Here is a 21,557-nt window from a genome sequence, read left to right on the forward strand (position 1 = left end):
CGTTTCTGCAGGCCACTTTATTTTTTTAAAGGTGCCAGGTAATCAATGCGATAGTCTTCCGGAAAGGGGAGTACAAAATTGGCTTCAGCCCAGGTCTGCCACTTCTGGTCGAGTTGCTTTACGGTCTCCGGATGCTTTGCTGCCAGATCATTCAGTTCTGTACGATCCACGGAAATATCATACAACTCCCACGGACCACCGCGCAGCGCCGAGAGTTTCCAGCGACCTTCCCGGATGGCCCGGTTCCCCTGGTGTTCAAAATAAAGTGTGCGTTCCTGCTGGGGGAAATGATTGATGGGGATCAGGAGACTCTGTCCAGGCAGGGGAAGTGTTTTTACGCCATTCCACTCGGCAGGGTAGATGATTTGCGCCGCCGTCAGCAGGGTGGGGACAATATCGATAATATGGGCGGGCGTGGAAACAATGGCTCCCTGCTGTTTGATCTGTGCAGGCCAGTGTACGATGCCAGGCGAAGCAATCCCCCCTTCGTGGTTATAGTGCTTGTAAAGTCTCCAGGGAGTATTCGAAGCGTTCGCCCAGCCGGAACCGACACTGTGATGGGTATCCGGGCCTCCCATCTTTTCAAGTTGATCTCCCCAGTAGAGGGTATTATTTCGGCTGGACCGGATATCAAACCCGAAGGGATCCCATTCTGCACAGGCACCGTTGTCGGAAGTGAAAATAATCAGCGTATTCTCCAGCTCATTGTTCTGCTTAAGGCTGGTCAGGACACGTCCGATATTCTGATCCATACGATCCACCATCGCGGCGAAAATTGCCATGCGTCGCGCCAGATCTTCCCGGCGATCGGTGGGTAGTGAATCCCAGGCAGGATTCACACGGGCTTCTGCTTCACCCCAGTCCCAGTATCGTGAACGGGGAGAAAGCTTCGTCTCCGGCGGCACGATCCCCATTTTCTTCATACGTGCCAGTCGTTCTTCGCGGATTTGATCCCAGCCCACATGGTAGCGATCAGCGTACTTGCGAATTTCTTCTTTGGGGGCATGCAGAGGAAAATGGGGCGCGTTGAAAGCAAGGTATAGAAACCAGGGTTGTTCCGGGTTATGTCTCCCCATACGCAGAAAATCGATCGCATAATCGCCGAGTGCATCAGTGCCGTAGAATTCACCCCTGGGGTAGGTGTGAGTTGCCTGGGAAGCGGGGAGCCTGGTGAAGTGATTCACGTCCCAGAACGTTTTGGCGCTGACCAGAGTGCCGTAGAATTGTTCGAAACCAAGCTTGGTCGGATCTTCGGTTCCCAGATGCCATTTCCCGGAGAGGAATGTGCGATAGCCTCCCTGTTGCAGGATCTGGGCGACAGTAATGGCCTCGTCAGAGATGTGTCCCTGATACCCGCGCTGGTTCAGATTACGTGTCATATGTCCCAGCCCGATCCGATGTGGATACTGACCGGTCATGATCGTTCCACGCGACGGACAGCAGCGACCCGTATTATAAAACTGAGTCAGTCGCACACCCCGGGCAGCCAGAGCATCCAGGTGGGGCGTTTTGATTTCACCACCGAAACATCCCAGGTCACTGTAACCCAGATCGTCGGCAACAATCAGCAGGATATTAGGCTTCCGCTCGGCACTCCAGCTTTGCTCAGACCAGCAGAGGCAATTCATGAGTGCGAACAGGGAACAGAGAAACCAGAAACGAAATGAGGGGAGCGCTGGAAGTGTCATAGTAAGTGTTCTCTTTTCAGTGAGGCCTGGCTGTCATGAGAGCAGGGCAGTTTGTGTTACCGGGTTCCCGTTTTCTGTCAGAACTGCGGTTTGATCATGCAGCTTACACGCTCTGTAGTGCTGGTTCCAGAAGGAGTCTCAGATTTCTATTTGAGCCTGTTTTGGGCTGAGAAAGGGTTTGTGATGATGTTGCAAATAATCATCAGATTTCGATTTCCGTGTTTGACAAGATATATGCGTAAGCTAGGATAGGGTAAATGCGTTGAGTGCGGCAGTTGTTGGATTGCCTTGATAAGAGAAGCTCCGCAGCCAGAAATATCATGTGTCGTGTACATATTTTGAGATAAAGGGTTACAAAGATGAAACTGCAGAAGTCTATAACGAGCAAGGGCTTGCTTTGTCTTCTCACACTCTTTTTGGTGGTGAATTACGAATCTCAGGCTCAAGAAGCACCTGCCAAAAAACAAGCCGCTTCTACTGCGCGTCAGAAGTACGCTGCTTTGATGAGTGATGCTCACAAAGCCCGTCTGGATCAGCATTATGCGAAGTACTATAAGGCCACACTGGGCGTGGTTTGCACAGATGCTTCCGGGCCATTGGCTGCCCATTTGACCAACGGGGCACCCGACTGGTGGACCGGTGTTGGCACCAATCTCGATGGAAATCCAGGCTACGGAGTTGTGATTATGCACGTTGCTCCCGGATCTCCCGCAGATCAGGCAGGCTTAATGAAGTACGACATTATTCTGTCATTCGGCAGTCATCGTCTGGCTTCCGTTCGTCAGTTGAATTCGCTGTTAGCCAAAGCTCAACCAGGTCAGGACGTCAAGCTTTCTGTCATCCAGGTAGGAGAACAGGGAGCCGTCAGCACCGTTGATGTCACACTGGGCTGGTCAGAACGGATCAACGCTCCCGCTCAGGGGAATCCTCCACGGACGTTTACCCCTCAGTATCCTTCCGCTGCTAATTTTGGAAACGATGATGAATATCTCGTCAATCCTAAAGCACCACTGCAGTATCAATACGCTGCTCCTTATGAATATGCTCCCAAACTGGATCCATCGGTCCCCATGGATTTCGGAACGACTCCGATGAAATAATGCGAAGTCAAGCATTCAGATTTTTCTACCAGACAGGCGATACCGTATGACGGTGTCGCCTGTTTTTTTATGGAGTTTACAGGCAATATGCTGGCGTGCCTTAATGATGTCAATCTGAAGTGATCTGCGTGAGAAACCATGAACTGAATCCCATTCGTAGCAGGCTATCGTGAGGAATAAGGAGCTGTAATCAGTAAGAGAATCAGTGAAATCAGGTTGCAGAACTGGAATAACACGTTATTTTGATGTAAACTGGAAATCTCTGACTTCAATGAGAGCAAAGGAGGCCATGCAGCAAACGTGACAAGAGCACTGCAGAAGGAAAAAAAACGGAAAACTGGTCTGCCAGTTATAGGTTGGCGAGAGTGGATCAGTCTGCCGGGGCTGGGAATTGAGAGTATTAAAGCAAAAGTAGATACTGGCGCGAGGTCGTCGTCTCTGCATGCTTATGATTTACATCAGTTCGAGCGAGACAATGAAAAATGGATTCGTTTTAAGGTCCATCCCGTGCAACGGAAAACGCGCGAGGTGATTGTCGCTGAAGCACCGATTTTTGAATTCCGTTCTGTGCGCAGTTCCAGTGGAAAGGCGAGTCTGCGGCCCGTCATCGTCACGAATATTGAATTGCTGGGAGTCAGCTGGCCAGTTGAATTAACGCTCGCCAATCGAGATGAAATGGGCTTCCGAATGCTGCTCGGTCGTGAAGCATTTCGTCGACGTTTTTTAGTCGACGCCGGACAGTCTTACTATGGTGGGAAGCCGCAACAGATTAAAAGGCCAAAACCGGTTTAGATGAATTAAACGATAACCGTTCAGGCGACAAAAGGATATTTCATGAAACTTGCAATTCTTTCATGCAGCCCCAGGTGTTACAGCACGCGGCGTCTGCGGGAAGCGGCAGAGCAACGTGGTTTTCAGATCAAAGTTTTGAATACACTCAAATTTGCCATCGACCTCAAACAGGCGGAACCAGATCTCTATTTCCGCCAGAAGTCGATTTCTGATTATGACGCAGTCCTCCCTCGAATCGGAGCCTCCATTACCTATTTTGGTACAGCCGTGGTCCGGCAGTTCGAGCAGATGGATATTTTCTGCGCGAATTCTTCTTCCGGCATTACCAATTCTCGTGATAAACTTCGCAGTCTGCAAATTCTGAGTCGGCATCAGATCGGGATTCCGCAAACAACGTTTGTCCGTGATAAAAAAGACGTCTTGCCCGCCATTGAGCGTGTAGGAGGCGCACCTGTAGTGATCAAACTTCTGGAAGGGACTCAGGGGATCGGAGTGCTCCTGGCCGAATCTGTAAAATCAGCGGAAGCCATTATCGAACTCCTGCAAAACCAGAAGCAGAACGTTTTGATTCAGAAATTTGTCGCCGAAAGCAAGGGGCGGGACATCCGCGCCTTCGTCGTCGGAGACCGGGTAGTCGCAGCAATGCGGCGCGTAGCGCAGGGGCAGGAGTTCCGCAGCAATGTGCATCGTGGCGGCCTGACGGAACCAGTCATCCTTGATGAAACCTATTGTAAAACAGCGGTTCGCGCAGCGCAGATTATGGGTCTGCGGGTTGCCGGCGTTGACATGCTGGAAGGGAAAAATGGGCCACAGATCATGGAAGTCAATTCTTCGCCTGGCTTGGAAGGAATTGAGAAATGCACCCAGCTCGATATCGCCGGTGCGATCGTCGATTACATTTCGGCTCAAGTCGACTTTCCTGAGATCGATCTCCGACAGCGGCTTACCGTCAGTCGCGGATACGGGGTGACTGAAATCCATATTCCGGAAGGTTCAGAATATGTGGGGAAAGCCATTAATGAATCTGGACTGCGTGACAAAGATATTAACGTTTTGACCCTCTATCGTGGTACAACGGTGATTCCCAACCCCCGTTCCGATCGGAAACTGGAATCACACGATCGATTACTCTGTTTTGGTAAGCTGGAACTGATGCGCGATCTGGTTCCTTCGAAAACTCGCCGAAAACGTCGTCCCAAAGTTCAGGATCTGCCAGATTTGCCCGTGGCTGTCGAAGTCCTGACTGACGCCGTCAAGGAGACCGCCGAATCAGCGCGGTCGGGAAGGGATTGACGACACACATGACAAAACCGCGACGACGCAAGCCAATCGATCAATGGAACGGTGAATCTATTCCGGCTGGACAGTCGCGCGACGTCAAGCTGGCTGTCAGCGAAAGCTACAGCAGTATGAATGTCAAAATTCCCATTCACATCCGACGTGCTGAGGAAGACGGGCCGGTAGTATTTGTAACAGCTGCATTGCACGGCGATGAGATCAATGGTACGGGGGCGATTCGTGAGCTGATTCAGGATGTCGACTTTCATCTACTGAGAGGCTCGGTCATTCTGGTTCCGGTGCTCAATATTCTGGCTTTTGATCGTCACTCCCGTTATCTTCCTGACCGTCGCGATTTGAATCGTTCTTTTCCAGGGTCGTCAAACGGGAGTCTTGCCAGTCGTATGGCGAGAATCATCTTCGATGAAATTGTCTCCCGCTGCGATTATGGCATCGATCTGCACACTGCCTCGGTACGCCGCACGAACTACCCCAATGTTCGCGGGGATCTGAGTAATCCCGAAGTGAGCCGTCTGGCGAAGGCGTTCGGCTCGGAAGTCATTATGAACGGGAAGGGGCCGGCAGGCGCATTTCGTCGTGAAGCCTGCAACATCGGATGTCCCACAATCATCATGGAAGGGGGGGAAGTCTGGAAAGTCGAACCGGGGATCGTCGAGTCCGCAGCACGGGGGGTCAGAAATGTCCTGCGCGATCTGAAAATGCTGGATGGCGAGCCGGAATCACCCGATTATCAGGTCATCGTCGATAAATCGACGTGGGTTCGTGCAGAGCGGGGCGGCTTCCTGAAATTCCATGTCAAACCTGGTGACATTATTGAAAAGGATCAGCCACTGGCGACCAATACCACTCTGCTGGGGCGAGAACGCAGCATGCTGTATGCTCCCTTTGATTCTGTCGTCATCGGTATGACCACGCTGCCTGCGATCAGTCCGGGTGAGCCTATCTGTAACCTGGGAATGTTGCCTGAGGGAACCAAGCCATCGCAGATCCGTCGATTTCGACGTGAGGAAGGCGGACTCGAAGGCCAGGTCGTCGAAGAGCTGTCTACCAACCTGGTGGTTGTAGAACCGAGCGATGAAGCAACACAGCTTCATTTTGAACATCATCATCAGCGTGAATCAGACTCACAGCCTGAAACGGAAGAGCCATCAGCGGCTGAATAAATCCCAGATTCAGGAGATCTGATCCCGATTTCTTCAGAAGTCTGCTGCAGAGATCTGCCTGGATCTCTGCAGTCCGACTTTCTGCATGGGAGCAATGGCCGATCGCATTTCGACCAGGTCCGCGTTCAAATAATGCTAGTGCGCATCACATTTAACTATAGCATCCGTCAATCTAATCTACTCGGTCCAAATGTAGCTGGAGACGCTACAGTAAAACTGGACACAGTCTAGTCAGGTTTACTTGGAGGTTAACGCGAAATCGAAACTGTTCTTCCCATCCACGACTTCTTTTTTGAGTTCTGATTTCGTGTTATAGCGTTCCGGGATGGCATCTTTTTTGAATGTATCTTTGGGTAATTTGATCGCTGCAACGCCATCATTCTCACCGCGAAACGTTTCGATCGGCAAAGTCTGAGAGATGCCCCCGTCGTCATCACTGTTTTGGGTGGGAACAGGTCCACCGGTGATGATGCTGATTCTATGAGGGCCAAGCAGTGCGCCTTTGGCATTTTCTTTGAAAATTAAAGTGTATTTTCCCGCTGAATCTGTTCGTCCGGATGATGGATTTCCTTTGTCCGGAGAAAAGATTACGACTACGTCTGCCAGAGGCTTGCCGTCCATTGTCACCACACCTGAAACGGGGGCCAGTTTTACTTCATCCCCCCCTCCTGAGCATCCCAGGCAGCAAACCAGTAAGGCAGCTGTGGTGAGCTTGATCGAGATGCCTGTCGGCATCAATTGTCGAGTTAATTTGGTTTCCGTTTGCATTAAAGTCAGTTTCCGGTCATAAAAATCTGGAACCCGGTTGCACCGAGATGGTGAAACCGGGGTGAATTAACATCGGTATTCGGGATTAGAATTCGCCGATCACATTCTTGTCATTGATGGCAGTCAGATAAATCAGAGTTTCGCCATCGATATTTTCGCTGACAAATTGCACACGACCATCACCCAGCAGGAAGTGGCAACCACCTGCATGCGAACTGCTTAACGTCCAGGCATACTTCAAACCATCGGTCTGATTAATACCGTTGATCAGGTAAATTGTGGAAGGAATGGGGGCCGTCGAAGAACCCTGCCAGTTTCGAACCAGCGCTGTGTGCCAGTACCAGTCGGCGTAATTACCGGCTGTGGCGGTATTGACAGGTACTCCACCAATCCAGATTGCGCCTGATGCCCGGTCTTCCGTTGTGCGTTCACCAATAACCAGTACATTGCTGACGCCATCTGTAATATCCCGGATTCTGGTAACCGCATGGTTATTCCAGGCTGATGAATATCCTTGTGTCGTAGACGCAGTCAGGATGCGGGAAGGTGAATACAAGGCTGGATAATTAGATTTACCATATGAGTTGATATTCGTATTGATCCCTTCCATCGGGTCCGAAGGGCAGTTAAAAGCCGGGATGACCAGATTAACTACAGATGGCTGAAGTACCACACCTGCCTGGGTACGCCAGGGGGCGTTCATATTGATCTGGTTATAAATGTTCGTCTGATCCATAAAGGGCAGCAGCATCACGCTATAGCCAATATAGCTTTCAGTAGGGATATCACCGGCCAGAGTACGGGCACTTTCTACCTGCATCTGTGGGAAACAGCGGTGTGTTTCGTGATAGTTGTGTAGAGCCAGGCCGAGCTGTTTCAAGTTGTTTTTACAGGAACTTCGGCGTGCCGCTTCCCGCGCCTGTTGCACAGCTGGTAATAGTAAAGCAATTAAAATGGCGATGATCGCAATCACCACCAGGAGTTCGATCAGCGTAAAACCCCGTTTTCCATGTAACTGTCTCATCTTCGTCTCCGAAAAGCATAAAAGAAATAAGAAAAGGAAAAAACCAGAATCTTGAATTCTTATCAGGCTTTCAGAGCATCAGAAAGCAGTCGCATACGCAGCAATATTGAGACAGACAGGGTTGGATCAGGACACGCCTCATAAGGAGGCTTAACAGGAAATGCCGGGTATTTAATCTCGTGATAAGAGCGCAAAACTTGTGACTTGAAAAAGAATCAACAGCAGAAGAATTGCGAGTCGGGTATCAGAGATTAAGGGGTGTAGAGAAGGCCGTTGATGCTGCTTTATTCAAGTGAACGCCTCATTTAACACACGAGAATTCAAATCGGTACGGAGAAAAATTGAGAAATTTTTCGTTTAGACTGGTAACCAGGAATGTCAATAAATGCATTTCCTTATCTGGCATGTAGTTAGGATGGCAAAGAATTTTTAAAAAATTTCAGTCCCGGGTTGGTAGAAGTTACCTGGTCGTCGTTGGTTTCCGCATTGAAAATATCTTTGACGAAAGGGGGGAGATGGGGTATTGTTGGAACTGGTAGAGGAGCTCAAACTCAATTCTCCTGGAGCTGTCGATGAAAATTCCCGTGATTGAAGGCATCATTGACCGTCGTATTCTGGCAAACTACCGGGTGGATCCGGATGCCATGGCCCGCGTTCTGCCGGCCCCCTTTCGCCCCCAGTTGATTCATGGATATGCCATTGGTGGCGTTTGTCTGATCCGACTAACGAATGTCCGGCCCCGGTGTGCCCCCTTTTCCTGGGGGATTCGTTCCGAAAACGCTGCCCACCGCTTTGCCGTCGAATGGGAAGTGGATGGTCAGACGCATCAGGGGGTCTACGTAAATCGTCGGGATACCGATTCCTGCCTGAATGCCCTGGCGGGAGGTCGAATCTTTCCGGGTACTCATCACCACGCCCGGTTTGCTGTCGAAGAGACTGTTGATTTTTTCTCGGTCGAAATGCAGGCCAGGGATGGTCAGGCCCGGATCCAGGTGACAGGTTCCGTAGCGGATGATTTGCCGACTTCGTCCATCTTTGCTTCGGTTCAGGAAGCGTCTGACTTTTTTGAACAGGGGGCACTGGGCTACTCTCTCAGCAACAGAGCAGGGCACTTTGATGGTCTGGAATTAAGTTGCCGGGACTGGAAGGCGGAACCGTTACAAATCGAGTCCATTGCATCCAGTTTCTTTGATGATCCTGAGCGTTTTCCGCCAGGGACTGTCGAATTTGACTGTGCCCTGCTGATGAGGGGCATTCCCCATGAATGGCACAGTCGCCAGGATTTGTGTTGCCCGGAAACGCTCCCGATCTGATCGATTTCAACTCATTCTTAAAAGGAACACTCGAATGGATGCCCGTGTTTTTCTGACGTTGATCGTTCTCGGACTGACTGGATCTCCCGCCAAAGCGGAATCGAACACCCCTTCTGGCCCTGAAGCAGAGCAGCGGGCCCGGGAGGTTCTGCGCGAATGGAGTGAAGAATGCCTGAGCTTCACAGGAGTACGAGGTGAGTTTCTTAGAATAGATTACGATGACGTATTTGAGCAGGAAAAGCATTCAGTGGGGTCATTTGGCTATCTCAGCTCTCAGCATGCTTTCATTCAAGTCAGACCCGCACCCCAAAAACCTGACCCGGACTCTCTGAAAAAGACCAACGATGGGCGTCCTTATGAGTATAAAGAAGCTATCAATGATGAATGGCGCTGGCAGAAATCTTGTGTTAGAAACATTGATCACATGGAAAAAACGTACGACGAGTACAAAATTAACAATTGCCCCCCATCTGATTCAGAGCCGAAATGGTATGAGTTCATCTTTGAAATCGATAACATAGCACCCATTCTGCCTGGTGTTCCTAATCAGGCGAAATTTGATGAGTTTATTTCTGAATCTTTTCTGAAGGTCGTTGGGGAAAATGACACTCATATCATTATTGCCGGCAAGCCAAAAAATCGAAGGTTCGCAGCCAATTTTCGTGAATTCAAGCTGCGACTGGAGAAACGCCCCTGGAGATTAAAGGCGGTGCAATATATTTACCCATCAGGTAATCAGAGTGCCGTTTATCTCTTCTCCCATGTGGAATTCAATCCCCTGGAATGGGATGAACCCGATCTGTGCGGTTATCGGAATATTTTAGATCGACCAGTTGTTGTTCGGTGGCCCGAAAAAGCAAAAACAAGCTCGACTCAGGAAGAAACGGGGCCGCAGATAAACTGGACCGCCGTCAGGGTTGGGTTAACCTTTTTATCTTTGGTCTTCTAAGACTTGCGAACTTCAGCATTACAAACGGGAAATACTCCTGATGACAGATAAGAGAGCGAGCCAGCTTAACCTGATCGGTACACTGTTTTTAGTTCTGGGTCTGATTTCAATTTTCAATCTTGTAATTTTGAGAAATATGGAAGATCAGATCAAAGAGAATTCTGAAACTATAGCAAACCTGGAGTCACTCGATGGAAGTAAAAATGAAACCAGTGATCAATTTGATTCGGTACTCAGCAGCATGCTGATCGGGATGTTTATTGCATCTCTTACCTTTACACTGGTCTGTTTTTTAACAGGAGTGTGTCTCCTGAAGCGAATCAGTTATCGGTCATGTCTCGTCGGCGCAGCGATAATCTGTCTCATCTTCCCTTTGGGGACGGCTCTGGGAGCCTGGGCTATCTTTGTGTTAACAGCCCGGGATACTAAATCTTTATTCATCGATTTAACTCCTGTAGTATGAACTGGTACGAAAAAATGTCTTACTGAAGGAGGTCCTGGCTTCATCTGCAGAGAAAAGGATTTACGGGGGCTGTTCAAAATCAATCGTGTCAACGATAATGGAATGGTGCACTGTCCCTGCAACTCATTCTCTTAAGGATAACTGATGGAACCGCTTGATCTGAAGGATTTTGAATGGAAAATTGAAGTCCGCCCATTAACGATGGATGACTTTGATGCCCTGGTGGAAATGGAGAAACTTTGTTTTCCCGGCATGCAGACCTGGGGGCGGGAGCACATTGAAAGTCAACTCAAGCATTTTCCCGAGGGGCAACTCTGCGTGGAAATCGACGGTCGTCTGGCGGCTTCCTCGTCCAGTCTGATTCTGACGTTCGATCCCAGCCTGGAGTGGCATAACTGGAAAGCGGTTGCCGACGACGGGTTTATCCGCAACCATAATCCCAAAGGAGATACTCTGTACGGGATCGAAATCATGGTCCACCCCGAGTTTCGAGGCATGAAACTCAGCCGGCGACTGTATGATGCTCGGAAAGAACTCTGCCGACAGAAAAATCTGACTCAGATGATCATCGCCGGCCGAATTCCGGGATATCATCAGTACTCTGACAAAATGTCGGCCCGAGAATATATTGACCAGGTTGTGGAAAAAGCGGTCTACGATCAGGTTTTGACGGCTCAACTGGCGAACGGTTTTTCTGTCCAGGGGCTGATTCCTGATTATCTTCCCTCTGATACTGAATCATGTGGCTACGCGACTTTTCTGGAATGGACGAATCTGGATTATAAGCGCGGTGCCAAGCGTCGCTTTCATCATCCGGTCGAACCAATCCGCATCTGTGTCGTGCAGTACCAGATGCGCTCGATCAAAAATTTCGACGAATTTGCACAGCAGTGTGAGTTCTTTCTCGACACCGCCTCCGATTACAAATGTGACTTCATTCTGTTTCCGGAGCTGTTTACCACGCAGTTACTGTCCTGCGTGGAGGCGACCAGGCCCGGTCAGGCAGCCCGTCGCCTGGCGGAATTTACGCCTCAATACCTCGATTTCTTTACGGAAATGGCCGTCAAATACAATGTCAACGTGATTGGGGGCTCACAGTTTGTCGTTGAGCATGGCACGTTGTTTAATTCGTCTTATCTGTTCGGCCGTGACGGAACCATTGGGAAGCAGGATAAGATTCATATCACTCCCAGTGAACGCAAGTGGTGGGGTGTGAGTTCAGGCAACCGGGTTGAAGTCTTCGAAACAGATTGTGGCACGATTGCTATCCAGATCTGTTATGACATCGAATTTCCGGAACTGACCAGAATCGCGGCACAGAAAGGGGCCCAGATCGTATTTGTCCCATTCAACACCGATACGAGGCACGGTTATCTGCGGGTCAGACACTGTGCCCAGGCCCGCTGCGTTGAAAATCACCTGTACGTAGCCATCTCAGGTTGTACGGGAAACCTGCCTTTCGTCGAAAATGCGGACATCCACTATGCCCAGTCCGGTATTTTTACCCCTTCCGATATGGAATTTGCCAGTGATGCGATCGCAGCGGAATGTAATCCGAACGTCGAAACCGTGATCATTCATGACCTCGATTTCGAACTGTTAAGGCGTCACCGTGAATCGGGCAGTGTACAGAACTGGAACGACCGCCGAACCGAACTCTACCGGGTGGTTTATCAGGAAGATGGTAACTCATTCGAGATTTAACCTGCTGCAGTTCAGTCTGATCTCGCGGTCCGAGCCATGATTTTCTAAAATCCGGCTCGGACTGCCTGCGAAACCTTGCGCAGGTGGAGTTACTGTTTCTCGCCCCATTAAATCCAGGTGTGCGAATGAGTGATAACAGCTTTTCCAGCGAGCAGGTGACCATGCTTGATGCCCATCGTAATACATCAAAAAAAGTGGGAATGCCTCCCGGTTCTCTGATCCATGTCGCGGATTTCAATGAAGAAGATACCCGTATCTCTGTGATCGACTATGGTCCCATTGATGTCGAAGAGCCCAGCGTGGAAACGGTGGAAGACCTGCTCAAATTCCGGGAGAAGGATTCGATTACCTGGGTCTGTCTGGAAGGTTTGAAAAATGTCGAAATCACCGAGTTGATCGGCAAATATTTTGATATTCATCCGTTAGTGCTGGAGGATATTCTCAATACTCATCAGCGACCCAAATTTGAAGAATACGATCACTACCTGTATATCGTACTGAAAGGTCTTTCCCTGGGGGAGGAGGGGGGCGAGACGGATGAGTTTAATGTCGACTACGAACAGATCAGCATTCTGGTATTCGATGACTTTGTCTTTACTTTTAAAGAGTGGAAGGACGAACTGTTTCTTCCGCTGATTCAACGGATTCGTTCCAGTACCGGCCGCATCCGGTCTCTGGGTTCGGATTACCTGACATATGCGATTCTGGATAGTATCGTCGATCAGAACTTTGTGCTGTTGGATTCGATGGATGAACGGATCGATGCGATTGAAGCAGAATTACTGTCTGAACCCACTTCAGACACACTGGTATCCATTCAACGGCTGAAGCGGGAGCTGATTGATATACGCCGTTCCACATCACCGCAGCGGGAACTCCTGTCGTCGATCCTGCGCTCTGACCACGAACTGATCGGCGAGAAAACTCATATCTACTTTCGCGATGTATTCGATCATGTCCTGAGGATTTCGGAATCGGTCGATTCCTATCGCGATATGCTGGCAGGCCTGCTGGATATCTATGTCTCGAGTGTCAGCAATAAGATGAACGAGGTGATGAAAATTCTGACGGTTTTTGCCTCGATCTTCATTCCCCTCACGTTTATCGCGGGGATTTATGGTATGAATTTTGAAGATATGCCTGAGCTCCGCTGGAAATGGTCTTATCCGATCCTCTGGGTCATCTTTATTACGCTGCCTGTGATCCTGCTGATCTATTTCAAAAAGAAAAAATGGCTGTAAGCGGGACCGATAAAATAAAAAACGCCTCAGAGAACTGAATCTCTGAGGCGTTTTCGATTAGTGAATCAGCAATATTGACTACTGATTGTTGATTGTCACTCCTGGCCAGTCATCCGTACGGAACGGAGTCACGGGCAGACCCTCTTTATTCTGAACATTACAGATCGGGTTATCAGCCCAGGCGTAGCGAACGGCAGCGGGATTCATAACCGCATCACTCCAGACTTCGATTTTATCGCTGCCAACGATTTTCGCATTGGCTTTGACAAACTTCTTGTCTTCACCGGCGATGGTGAAACCAATGGGAGTTGTCACGTCGAATGTGTCGAGTCCACCGCCAACATGATCAAAGGTCAGAATCGCTTTGTTGCCTTTGACTTCCATTGACTTATAGCGGGGGCTCTGGTGTACGACTTTCACGCCGTAGTCTTTTGCCAGTGCCCAGCGGGCCAGACGCATGGCGACATCCTGTTTGTTTTTGGGATGAATGTCGGAAGCTTCACCCAGATTCAGAATGACGGCTTCTCCTGTGTTAGGGAGCGCATCCATGGTCATGGTCTGTGCTTCTCGCAGTTCAGCCCAGTCGCTGTCAGCAGGTTCCGGTTTTTCACTTCGGAAATCAGCCAGTTGGACCCAGTAGAAGGGGAAATCGCCCTGTTTCCATTCATCACGCCAGTTCTGGATCATGTAGGGGAACAGTTTGCGATACTGATAGGCGCGGCTGGCATTGGACTCGCCCTGGTACCAGATGACCCCTTTGATTCCGTAGCCGATGGTCGGATAGAGCACGCCGTTATAAATGTTGGACGGACGATGATTACCGGTCAGCGGATTACGAGGAGCCCGTGGACGCTGCGGTGCGGTTTTTCCAGCTGCTTTGGCTTTTTTAACGGATTCTTTCCACTGATCCAGTCGTTTGTTGTAAGCAGCGACAGCTTGATCGTGGTTGTAAGTCTCTTCAGTTTTTTTCCATTTTTCCAGCATCTCTTTGAAAGCGGGTTCGTCTTCCAGACGTTTACGATTCACCCAGGCTTCCGCAGAAGATCCACCCCAGGCATTGTCAATCAGGCCGATGGGGACATTCAACGTCTGATAGAGTTGACGACCAAAGAAGTAGCCGACCCCCGAAAAGTTTCTGACAGTCTCGGGAGTACAGGCTTCCCATTGACCATTGAAGTTATCCTGGGGTTCTTGAGTACCAACCTGAGGTACCGATATCAATCGGATTTTGGGATAGTTGGCAGTCATGATTTCCAGATCGGCATCGTTGGATGATCCGACAGTCCAGGCCATGTTGGACTGACCCGAGCAGATCCAGACTTCACCGGAGAGAACATCTTTCAGTGTGATGGTCTCTTTTCCTTTGATGGTGATTTCATAGGGGCCACCCACTTTGAGTGGTTCGAGTGTGACTTTCCATTTCCCGTTGTCGTCTGCAGTTGCAGAATGGGTCTGTCCATTGACGGTGACGGTGATCTTCTCACCCGGATCAGCCCAGCCCCATAACGGGTTTTTCTGCCCCTGTTGCAGGACCATGTGGTCACCGATAATTGCGGGAAGTTTGATTTCTGCTTGCGCCAGATTTACATTCAATGCATTCACGGTGATCAGCATCAGCAAAGCGGCTGCAAGTCGTTTCAGTGAGGTACAATTCATTTGTAGTTCCTTGCAGGATAAGTAGAATAGAGAAGTGGTAACGATCCAAATCCACTTATAGCTTGATCTGATTGATTTCAGAATTCAAGCGAACCCTTTCAATTCGCGACATCAAATTCTGTATTTCATTTCTCGTAACTCCATCAGGTGATTTATGAAACGTCAATTGATGATGACATGGTTCTGTGTGATTGCTCTGGTGAGTATCGCGTCTGTTCAGGCGGAAAACAAAAAAACAGAGGAAAAGCGTTACGTTATCATTCACGCTGACGATGCCGGGATGTCGCATTCGGTAAACCAGGCGACCATCGAAGGCATGCAGAAAGGAATAGTCTCGTCAGCGAGCATTATGGTGCCCTGTCCCTGGTTCAAAGAATTTGCAGACTATGCAAAACAGCATCCGGATCAGGATTTTGGAATTCATCTGACATTGAATTCGGAGTGGAAAAATTATCGCTGGGGGCCGGTTGCTTCGCGCGATCAGGTACCAAGCCTGTTAGACGGGGAACAGTATCTCTGGGACAACGTCGGGCAGGTGATGCAGCATGTGAATGTGAAGGACGCGGAAAAAGAGCTGAGAGCCCAGATCGAGCGAGCCAAAAAATTTGGAGTGCCATTGAGTCATCTTGATACTCATATGGGAGCTGTCGTCAGTCGACCTGACCTGCTGGAGATGTATGTGAATCTGGGGATTGAATACCAGCTTCCCGTCCTGTTTGTAAATAATCTGGATCCGAAAAAATATGGCCTGATTGCAGAGAAGGGGAAAGAACTCAAATCGGTCCTGGAAAAAAACGGCTTACCCGTGCTGGATGAACTGGTGCAGTTTTACGGCGAACCCGACTACGATAAGCGAAAACAGGCATATCTGGAAAAATTACGGGCACTCAAGCCGGGAGTGACGCAGATTATTATTCATTGTGGGATTGATAATCAGGAACTGCAGAACATCACCCACAGTTCCTCACGCCGCGATGGAGATCGACGTGTTTTCACCGATCCGGAGGTGATGAAAGAAATCAGGGATCTGGGGATTGAAGTCATCACCTGGAAACAATTTCATGAGATGGCAAAGCAGAAAGTGGCTGTGACAGAATAAACATCAGGCCATCAGTTCTGCTTCTCAATCTGCTTCAACCAGCCTTCCAGCGTGAAATCGGGGGCCCCCTTTTCTTCAGGTTTGAGGCATGCCAGTTTTTTCGGATCGATATGTCGAATGTGGAAATCAACCAGCGTCGCCCCCCGTTGATGCAGGTCTGTGCCATACAGTCGCTCAAAGGGAATCTGGTTGGCATCTCCCCAGATCCCGGAGTTGATCGTGGGCAGCTCCCTGATTTCCTGTTCGGTCAGGGCTGGTGTGCCTAACTGCTGATGAATCCAGAGCAGGGCGGTGGGATGAATCATATAAGGCCTGTGTCCTCCTCCCGCTTCAAACCAGCAGTTGACTTTTCCTGCTCCGCCTTGTGATTGAAAAATCTGAGCTGCTGCATTCACTGCGGACTTAGTGCCTCGCCAGGCAGTGCCATCATCATCAGAATCAATGATCCAGTCTGCATCGCCGTTCATGACAAGTACAGCACAGTCAGGGGCGGCTAAAGCGAGGAATTCAGACCAGGTGCAGGATTCACGCAGCAGCTGATTGGGAACTTTCGTGCAATATTTACTCCGAAGCGTCGCATTGTCATATGCCCAGCCGGAGACAATCGCCATTTTCAGGCGGCGTTCGAGTGCCGCCATCCAGCTGGCAACGGCTCCTCCCAGTGAATTCCCTGCCACGCCGATTCGGGAATGATCAACGTCGTCACGTTCCTCAAGGAAATCGATGCTTCGCATGGTGTCGAATACGAGTTTGCCCATAATGGGGCGACCTGCATTCCAGGCGCGTTCGTGGATTGCCTTCGGGTCATGCGCCCGTGTTCCGAGTTTGCCTTGAAAATGGCGTTCCTCTTCGCCGATGGGGTCGATTGCCAGGCAGATGAGTCCTGCTTTGGCGTACGCCTGCGCTGCATAATTATATTGCCACTGGCTTTTACTGCCGCCATGACCATAGGTCAGCACGATCGCCGGTGCACGTTTCTTGATTTTCAGGGGACGATAAACGATCGCGGGAATGCGGGAACCAGGCTCGCTGGTAAAGATCCATTTTTCCATCACGATATCATCGAGAACAATTTCGCCCCGCTTCTCACTGTTCAATGCCACTTTCTTTTCTGGGATTCCCAACTGGTCACGTAGTTTCTGCCGGGTTTTTGACTTCCAGTCTGCAAAATCGGCTGGAGTTGGTACTGGTTGATCTGACTCCTTCTCCAGCGGCTTCGCATCCCAGACTGCAGTGTTGATCGCATAATATTTATTCACAAACGGAGGTTTTTTGCGACTGGCATACCAGATCCGAAAGCGATTGTCGGGAAGTTTTATGACCGACTGACTGGTGACATAATGCGATTCCCAGGCGCGTTCCGGGTCAGGCTTCAGGATCGGATTGTCCGGATGTTTGTACCACTTCAGTCCGTCAATACTCACGGCAAATCCGAGGGCTGTTGTGTTTTTTCTCCCGGTCCAGTAGCTGCCATACCACATCAGATAGACATCATCAATCTTCAAAACCGTCGGATAAAACAGCCGCCCGGATTCCCAGTCCTGATCGACTTCGAGTACAGGATCTGGTGAGACCCGCCAGCGTTTTCCATCCAGACTGGAGGCGTGCTTGAATCGCCAGGGTTCTGAAGAGACGTCGGTAAACCACATCTGGTAAGTTCGACCCGTTTTAATGATGGTAGGTGCATAGACGTGTTTCAATTCAGCGTCTCCCGGCTGGGTCCAGTGGATCCCATCGATGCTGGTTGACTCATTTAGTTCATGCAGACCGGTCTGGTCCTGAAAATCTGTATAGGAAAACCACATACGCAGTTGTCCATTTTCCCGTAATGTCCGTCCATTTGGAGACCGCAACAGAGTGGGAGTCAGAATGGAATGCCGATTCTCTCCCAATTGGAATACAGGATTCGCAGCTGTTTTCTGGAACTGGATGCCATCACTGCTCGTTGCCAGTCCCAGCTGAAATACACGGTTTTTCACCGAACCTTGAGAGCCGCTATACCAGAGGGAATACCGGTTGCCTTCAAAACTGACACAGGGGGCAAACAGATGTGTATCGTCAAATTCCCCGGATTTTCCCAGCGTGATCACAGGTCCTTCGGAATCACGTACCCAGTTTTGAGTCGTCAGCCACGGCCGCAGTTCTCTGGGAACAGGGGATTCGGCTGAGAGCAGGGCAGGCTGGCACAGGAAAACCAATGAGAAAAGGGAGTTGAGATACAGGGAGCACCAGTTCATGGAAGGCCTCACTGGGGAAAGTGACCGGGTGGATTGTTGAACTGATCGTAAACGGCTGCTGTCTGAATCTCAAAATGTATTTCAAAAAAAATCCCCTGCAGATAAAAGGATCTGCAGGGGACCATTTTCAAAGATAGAAACAATCTATCTTTTCAGGAGGTTCTATTGTGGGGGGCTGTTTGCTGTGGGGTTTTCAATACAGCAGTTGCCCCCGGTTTCACATTCGGCAATTTGTTTCTCGCAGCTGGTTTTCGCGTTCAGGCAGCATTGTTCTGCCTGTTCACAGCAGAGGAGGTTTTTCAGGCAGCAGTCTTCCCTGGTGGTAGTATGGCAGCAGGTCTGCCCCTGTTCACAGCAGGCCAGGTTCAGATCACAACAGTTGGATAGATTTGTTTGTGAATGAGCAGAAGCAGTCATTCCCAGCCCGACAGACAACATGGTGGCAGTAATCATTTTCGATAACATCTGACGTCTCCTTAAGAATGGATCGGTATTAAAAAAGCTGATATTCGCTGAAACTCAAGTGGGTGGTTTCAGAAAATCAGCAGATCCAGACGCAGTGCAACAGATATAACGGACGTGAATTTGCCTGTGAATATGTGGGGGCTTTGAATGTAGTCTGACCAGATGGAATTGGCAGACTGGGATCATGTAGCGTAGAAATTCCTGTCTCTGGTGCAGGTAATCGACTTTTAGAGGTCGCAGCGACCTGCATGACACGGCACTGGCAGTCATCGCTTGAAGCGGGTTTGACCGGGTGATGGCCAGGAGATACATGCGAAGGACAGCAGTCTGGGCCGGTCAACGAAGCTGAATTATCGTGCTGCATATTTGCAGTACAACTTCCGCTACTGGAAATGGTCAAACTGGACAGTAATGCCAGTGATAAACCAGATTTAAGTAGCAGATTGAACATGATATGCTGTGCTCCGACAAAACCAATGCAGTCAGGGAAGCCGTAGAAACAACAAATTCCCTGATGACTACAAGGTAATACGGCATCAGGTTGTGATCTGTTGGAAAACAGTTTCTGTACCGGGAAAAGCAGGGTGCGAACCTGTTCGCAGGGAGCGTGTCTTTTTTCCGGTGAAGAAAATGTGATTTTTTGTGAAACTAGTGTCGAAAGAGACTTTACAGCAACAACATAAGAAGACAGAATACGCGTCCTCTTATTGGGGCGTATAGCTCAGTTGGTTAGAGCGCAGCTCTGATAAAGCTGAGGTCCGTGGTTCGAATCCACGTACGCCCATTTTTTTCTTCTCTAAGAGGGACTCCGGTTTTTGCAGCTTTTAAGTTGCATGTCTGGAGTTTGCCAGCAATGTTATTGTTGGCATCTATTAGGGGACGTAGCTCAACTGGGAGAGCGCCGCCCTTGCAAGGCGGAGGTTGCCGGTTCGATCCCGGTCGTCTCCATTTGTGTTTTAGAGGACCACGTTTGCCTGGTGAGGTTTTAAAAAACGGGTCTTAAAAATTCTAAAACACTTTCTGGGAATTTTGGTTCCCGTGAGTTGACGGGCGGTTTCGGAATGGTTAAGATCCCGCTCCTTCACTTGGGTTTAACAAAGGCTGTTAAGCGTAAGTGGTTGTTGCAAAGAGATTTGCGGCAAAAACTGTCCGGAGGGATTTGAAATACTTTTTGGAAATTTAGGTTTCCTTGAGTTGACGGGCAGTTTTGAAAAGATTAAGATCCCGCTCCTTCACTTGAAGTTAACAAAAGTTGTTGGTTGCAAGTGGTTGTCGCAAAAGGGTTTGCGGCAAAAACGGTTCGAAGAGAATTGAAAATCTTTTTCAAAAAACTTCTCCCGGACGGTTGACTCGCTGAGAGTAATCGATAAGATGACTCTCTCAGCTGACTTAAGTCGATTGAATCAAATTCAGCACTGCTGGTTTTGATTCAGCTGATTTTGGTTGGCTGTTTTTCTCTGGGGATGACCCTGAGGATCAACGATCTTTGACAATTTGGTAAAAGTAATAAGTGGCATCTATAAACATAGAGTTCTCATGTTGCAATACCAATTCTTAGGAATTGTATTGCTACCGAGGTTTTGTTCTTAGGCAAATCGACTCAAGTGCAAGGTTGTTATGCAAGACCTTGTGAATTGAGATCGGGTTGTAATGTTTTTGGCTCCCGCGAGACAAAGTGTCGAGTGTGAGGTAAAAATTATTACGGCTAAGCTATTAAGGGCGTATGGGGGATGTCTTGGCATCAGATGGCGATGAAGGGCGTGGAAGACTGCGATAATCTTGGGGAAGTTGTCAAACGAGCGTTGATCCCGAGGTTCCTGAATTATCATACACTGAATACATAGGTGTATGAGGCACACGCGGTGAACTGAAACATCTCAGTAACCGCAGGAAAGGAAAGCAACAGCGACTTCGTTAGTAGCGGCGAGCGAAAGCGAATCTAGCCTAAACCGTCTTGCTTCGGCATGACGGGGTTGTGGGGCTTGTCATTGTGGAGTTACAAAACTGTTTGCTAGAAGAATTCGTTGGAAAGCGAAACCATAGAGGGTGACAGTCCCGTATTCGAAAGTAATCAGACTTCCGACAAGTACCCGAGTAGGTCCGGCCACGTGGAATCCGGACTGAATCTGGGAGGTCCATCTCCTAAGGCTAAGTATTCTCTGATGACCGATAGTGAAAAGTAGGGTGACCGAAAGATGAAAAGAACCCCTGTTAGGGGAGGGAAAGAACCTGAAACCATACGCTTACAAGCTGTCGGAGCACTATTATCTTCGGGTAAGTGTGACGGCGTGCCTTTTGCATAATGATCCGGCGAGTTACCGTCAATGGCTCGATTAAGGCCTTCCGGGCCGAAGTCTCAGCGAAAGCAAGTCTGAATAGGGCGTTTTGTCAGTGGCGGTAGACGCGAAACCAGGTGAACTACCCATGAGCAGGTTGAAGCGCGGGTAAGACTGCGTGGAGGACCGAACCCACCTAGGTTGAAAACTGGGGGGATGACTTGTGGGGAGGAGTAAAAGTCTAATCAAACCTGGAGATAGCTCGTTCTCTCCGAAATAGCTTTAGGGCTAGCCTTGAGCCACTACGTAATGGGGGTAGA

15 protein-coding genes, 2 tRNA genes and 1 rRNA gene (1 of these 18 cut by a window edge) are annotated in these 21,557 nt (G+C 49.4%); 12 read left to right on the top strand and 6 right to left on the bottom strand.

All coding sequences use genetic code 11. From position 1 onward, the window contains the following. Positions 1-17: 17 nt before the first annotated feature. A complete protein-coding gene (locus ACN0YN_RS24900; protein ID WP_417387740.1) occupies positions 18-1,688 on the bottom strand; it encodes an arylsulfatase in 1,671 nt (556 codons plus the stop codon). A 359-nt stretch (positions 1,689-2,047) separates the two neighbouring features. Here ACN0YN_RS24900 and ACN0YN_RS24905 point away from each other — a divergent pair, with 359 nt between their 5' ends. The 4 genes from ACN0YN_RS24905 to ACN0YN_RS24920 all read left to right on the top strand — a co-directional run bounded on the left by ACN0YN_RS24905 (position 2,048) and on the right by ACN0YN_RS24920 (position 6,042). Next, positions 2,048-2,788, top strand: a complete 741-nt coding sequence (locus ACN0YN_RS24905) for a PDZ domain-containing protein (protein ID WP_417387741.1) — start codon at positions 2,048-2,050, stop codon at positions 2,786-2,788. A 300-nt stretch (positions 2,789-3,088) separates the two neighbouring features. Then, complete coding sequence (locus ACN0YN_RS24910) at positions 3,089-3,580, top strand: ATP-dependent zinc protease (RefSeq protein WP_417387742.1); 492 nt, start codon at positions 3,089-3,091, stop codon at positions 3,578-3,580. Between the two features lie 42 nt (positions 3,581-3,622). Next, on the top strand, positions 3,623-4,873 hold the full coding sequence (locus tag ACN0YN_RS24915; protein WP_417387743.1) for a RimK family alpha-L-glutamate ligase: 1,251 nt from the start codon (positions 3,623-3,625) through the stop codon (positions 4,871-4,873). Between the two features lie 8 nt (positions 4,874-4,881). After that, on the top strand, positions 4,882-6,042 hold the full coding sequence (locus ACN0YN_RS24920) for a succinylglutamate desuccinylase/aspartoacylase family protein (protein ID WP_417387744.1): 1,161 nt from the start codon (positions 4,882-4,884) through the stop codon (positions 6,040-6,042). A gap of 237 nt (positions 6,043-6,279) precedes the next feature. Here the strand turns inward: ACN0YN_RS24920 and ACN0YN_RS24925 are convergent, their stop codons facing one another. Together ACN0YN_RS24925 and ACN0YN_RS24930 are read right to left on the bottom strand one after the other, a co-directional pair. Then, positions 6,280-6,810, bottom strand: coding sequence for a carboxypeptidase regulatory-like domain-containing protein (locus ACN0YN_RS24925; protein WP_417387745.1), 531 nt, complete (start codon positions 6,808-6,810; stop codon positions 6,280-6,282). A gap of 85 nt (positions 6,811-6,895) precedes the next feature. After that, complete coding sequence (locus ACN0YN_RS24930) at positions 6,896-7,834, bottom strand: DUF1559 domain-containing protein (RefSeq protein WP_417387746.1); 939 nt, start codon at positions 7,832-7,834, stop codon at positions 6,896-6,898. Between the two features lie 572 nt (positions 7,835-8,406). On the opposite strand from ACN0YN_RS24930, the gene ACN0YN_RS24935 reads away from it, so the two are divergent. From ACN0YN_RS24935 to corA, 4 genes are all read left to right on the top strand, one after another. After that, on the top strand, positions 8,407-9,147 hold the full coding sequence (locus ACN0YN_RS24935; RefSeq protein ID WP_417387747.1) for a DUF2071 domain-containing protein: 741 nt from the start codon (positions 8,407-8,409) through the stop codon (positions 9,145-9,147). A gap of 34 nt (positions 9,148-9,181) precedes the next feature. Further along, the gene (locus ACN0YN_RS24940) at positions 9,182-10,096 is read left to right on the top strand and encodes a hypothetical protein (protein WP_417387748.1); all 915 of its coding nucleotides are present in this window, start codon (positions 9,182-9,184) and stop codon (positions 10,094-10,096) included. Between the two features lie 607 nt (positions 10,097-10,703). Beyond that, on the top strand, positions 10,704-12,263 hold the full coding sequence (locus tag ACN0YN_RS24945) for a GNAT family N-acetyltransferase (protein WP_417387749.1): 1,560 nt from the start codon (positions 10,704-10,706) through the stop codon (positions 12,261-12,263). 161 nt (positions 12,264-12,424) lie between these two features. Beyond that, positions 12,425-13,504: a magnesium/cobalt transporter CorA gene (corA, locus tag ACN0YN_RS24950; RefSeq protein ID WP_417387755.1), complete on the top strand. Its 1,080-nt coding sequence runs from the start codon at positions 12,425-12,427 to the stop codon at positions 13,502-13,504. A gap of 78 nt (positions 13,505-13,582) precedes the next feature. Here the strand turns inward: corA and ACN0YN_RS24955 are convergent, their stop codons facing one another. Then, a complete protein-coding gene (locus ACN0YN_RS24955) occupies positions 13,583-15,160 on the bottom strand; it encodes a sialate O-acetylesterase (RefSeq protein WP_417387750.1) in 1,578 nt (525 codons plus the stop codon). A gap of 154 nt (positions 15,161-15,314) precedes the next feature. Between ACN0YN_RS24955 and ACN0YN_RS24960 the strand changes: the two genes are divergently transcribed. Then, the gene (locus tag ACN0YN_RS24960; RefSeq protein ID WP_417387751.1) at positions 15,315-16,259 is read left to right on the top strand and encodes a polysaccharide deacetylase family protein; all 945 of its coding nucleotides are present in this window, start codon (positions 15,315-15,317) and stop codon (positions 16,257-16,259) included. Between the two features lie 11 nt (positions 16,260-16,270). On the opposite strand, the gene ACN0YN_RS24965 is transcribed toward ACN0YN_RS24960, so the two are convergent. Together ACN0YN_RS24965 and ACN0YN_RS24970 are read right to left on the bottom strand one after the other, a co-directional pair. Continuing rightward, entirely contained in the window at positions 16,271-18,496 is a 2,226-nt protein-coding gene (locus ACN0YN_RS24965; RefSeq protein WP_417387752.1) for an acetylxylan esterase, read from the bottom strand. A 162-nt stretch (positions 18,497-18,658) separates the two neighbouring features. Further along, positions 18,659-18,961 (bottom strand): hypothetical protein, encoded by a 303-nt coding sequence (locus ACN0YN_RS24970; protein ID WP_417387753.1) that lies wholly within the window; start codon positions 18,959-18,961, stop codon positions 18,659-18,661. A 710-nt stretch (positions 18,962-19,671) separates the two neighbouring features. Here ACN0YN_RS24970 and ACN0YN_RS24975 point away from each other — a divergent pair. The 3 genes from ACN0YN_RS24975 to ACN0YN_RS24985 form a co-directional block, all read left to right on the top strand. Then, positions 19,672-19,745, top strand: a tRNA-Ile gene (locus ACN0YN_RS24975). Positions 19,746-19,836: 91 nt separating this feature from the next. Next, a tRNA-Ala gene (locus ACN0YN_RS24980) sits at positions 19,837-19,909 on the top strand. 755 nt (positions 19,910-20,664) lie between these two features. Continuing rightward, positions 20,665-21,557: ribosomal RNA gene (locus ACN0YN_RS24985) — 23S ribosomal RNA — on the top strand (it continues 1,996 nt past the right edge of the window).

Source organism: Gimesia sp., from assembly GCF_048260065.1.
Classification (GTDB): domain Bacteria; phylum Planctomycetota; class Planctomycetia; order Planctomycetales; family Planctomycetaceae; genus Gimesia.